This is a genomic window from Thermococcus sp., assembly GCF_015523185.1.
Classification (GTDB): domain Archaea; phylum Methanobacteriota_B; class Thermococci; order Thermococcales; family Thermococcaceae; genus Thermococcus.
This window is the reverse complement of record NZ_WAKV01000045.1, coordinates 1-2,169: the sequence shown is the minus strand read 5'-3', so window position 1 is coordinate 2,169 and position 2,169 is coordinate 1. Positions and strand designations below refer to the sequence as shown.

Sequence of the window (2,169 nt, the reverse complement as noted above, 5' to 3'; positions counted from 1 at the left end):
AGGCGAAGGTAGATGTAAAAACCGAGGAATATGAGGACGCCAAGGAGGATTAGGACAACAGCAACAACGAGGAAGCCGAAGAGGAACAGCAGGCCCAGTATTAGAACACCGGCGAAGGCAAGGGCGCCCTTGATTTCCTCCCTCATCTTCCCACCAGTTTAGCTATCCTATTAGCGAGCTTTAACTCTTCCGGTGTGTTCACGTTTAAAGCCAGAAGGGAGTTGCTCAGCTCAAAAAAGCGCTCTCCCTCTAGCGCTACCGCGTTCAATCCAACTATCGCGTAGCCCCTGTAAGCTACGGGCTTTAAATCCCGCGGAACCTTCTCCAGCGGAAGGACGCCGGTTAAGCTTACCCTCCCGTCGAAGGCCTTCGCGATTGAGCTAATATCCGAGGCCTTTAGGAAAGGCAAGTCGGCTGAGACACTGACGAAAGGTCCGAACTCCTGGAGGAGCCACATCACGTCTTCGACGTAACCCCTTCCAGGTGTTTCAACGAAGGGAACTCCTTCCCTAAGGCACAGCTCTTTGGCCTTCGGTGTGTTCTTTGAGAGAGCTACGATTGTTTCTCCCATCACCAAAGCCTCCTCATAGACCCGAAGGAGCATCGGCTTTCTCCCGACCTTCAGAACGGGCTTTTCCTTTCCCATGCGCGTTGACCTTCCGCCGGCGAGGATGAATACCGGGTAGCTCATGGATTGAGCTTGGGCAAGGGTTAAAAGAACCTTTCCCAAAGGGGATTCATGAAGGCCACTGATGCGCTCCTCGCAATCTTCTTTGCCCTTGTTCTTCTGGCCTCTGGATGTCTAGGAAACGGGCGGGGGGAAGATGCCCAAACGACTCACGGTATCCCCCCAGCAAGAGTTGACGCACCGTCGAGCAGTTTAGAAGGGCTATCTTCTCAACCACCCCATTCGAGTGGCCTGTCCAAAATCGAGAGCTGGGCATACTGGCTCCAGAACGCGAGTCCAAACGTTATAGTCCGGAGTGGTTTTGATTTAATCGTTATGGACTATTCACGGGACGGAAACGATGAAACCGCCTATACACGGGGAGAGATTGAGGAGATTAAGAAGGCCGGCGTGATTCCAGTAGCTTACCTCAGCATAGGAGAGGCCGAGGACTACCGCTTTTACTGGAACGAGAGCTGGGCGGAGAACCCTCCGGAATGGCTCGGCCCGGAGAACCCGGAATGGGAGGGCAACTTCGCCGTGAAGTACTGGAGCGATGAGTGGAAGCGAATCGTCTTCACGTACCTTGATAAAATTATTGTCCGGGGCTTTTCCGGTGTTTACCTCGACAAGGTTGACGAGTTCGAGTACTGGAGTGCCAAGGCCCACGACGAGAACTGGACGGCGAAGGAGATGATTAACCTCATCATAGAGATAGCAAACTACACGCGCTCGAAAGCAGGTGAAGACTTTCTCGTAATCCCCCAGAACGGGGAGAGACTTCTAGAATACGACGACGGACGGCTTTTGAAAGTCGTCTCGGGATGGGCGAGCGAGGACGTCTTCTACGACGGCCTTAGGCCGAGTCCGTGGCGGGATGAAAAGCTTCCCCTCCTCGAGGAGGTTGCCAAAGCCGGAAAGCTCGTCCTCGTTGTTGACTACATCGATGACGGAACAGAAAGTCCGGAGAACATAGCGAGAATAAGGGACTTCACCGAGAAGGCGAGAAAGAGTGGCTACATCCCCTACGCGGCGAGAGAGGATAGGGAACTCGACGAGCTGGTAATGATTCCGGGAATTCAGCCGCCAAGATAAACCCACACAAACGCTAAAACGAGCAACGTCCCGGTCCGCGTTATCTCGGCAATGGCTCCAAGGCAGTCCCCATTTATCCCGCCGAAGTTCCTGAGGGAGAGCCTTATGGTGTACGCGCCGAAGAGAAGGCCAAGGATTCCCAAGAGGGCAGGCGGGTCGAAGAGCGCTATTGGAAGGTACAGGAGGAGGTAGAGAAGCGTCCCAACGGTGAACTGCTTTCCGTTCATTTTTTCCATGAAGTACGCTCCCAATCCCCGGCCAAGGGGCTTTTTAGTGGCCAACCCAAGGAGGAGTGAAAACTTGGAGTTCAGCTCCGCCAGATAGATAGCATAAAAGGGAACGAGTTGAAGCGAGTAAACCTGGAGGAAGAGAACCATCACGACGGCGAAAACGCCGGCTATACCCGT

3 protein-coding genes are annotated in these 2,169 nt (G+C 53.8%); 1 reads left to right on the top strand and 2 read right to left on the bottom strand.

Annotation, left to right across the window (positions count from 1 at the left end; translation table 11 throughout):
- Nucleotides 1-142: 142 nt before the first annotated feature.
- Nucleotides 143-691 carry an NTP transferase domain-containing protein gene (locus F7B33_RS04870; RefSeq protein ID WP_297073489.1) on the bottom strand — a complete coding sequence of 183 codons (549 nt, stop codon included), beginning with the start codon at nucleotides 689-691 and terminating at the stop codon, nucleotides 143-145.
- Nucleotides 692-739: 48 nt separating this feature from the next.
- Between F7B33_RS04870 and F7B33_RS04865 the strand changes: the two genes are divergently transcribed.
- Nucleotides 740-1,762 carry an MJ1477/TM1410 family putative glycoside hydrolase gene (locus F7B33_RS04865; protein WP_297073486.1) on the top strand — a complete coding sequence of 341 codons (1,023 nt, stop codon included), beginning with the start codon at nucleotides 740-742 and terminating at the stop codon, nucleotides 1,760-1,762.
- Here F7B33_RS04865 and F7B33_RS04860 read toward each other — a convergent pair.
- Nucleotides 1,747-2,169, bottom strand: a 423-nt coding sequence (locus tag F7B33_RS04860; protein WP_297073484.1) for an adenosylcobinamide-GDP ribazoletransferase, incomplete at its 5' end; no start/stop codon positions are given. The genes F7B33_RS04865 and F7B33_RS04860 overlap by 16 nt on opposite strands.

Excerpts from the sequence above, each read along its gene's own strand:
- F7B33_RS04870 (WP_297073489.1), bottom strand. The coding sequence starts at position 691 with ATGAGCTACCCGGTATTCATCCTCGCCGGCGGAAGGTCAACGCGCATG.
- F7B33_RS04865 (WP_297073486.1), top strand. The coding sequence starts at position 740 with ATGAAGGCCACTGATGCGCTCCTCGCAATCTTCTTTGCCCTTGTTCTT.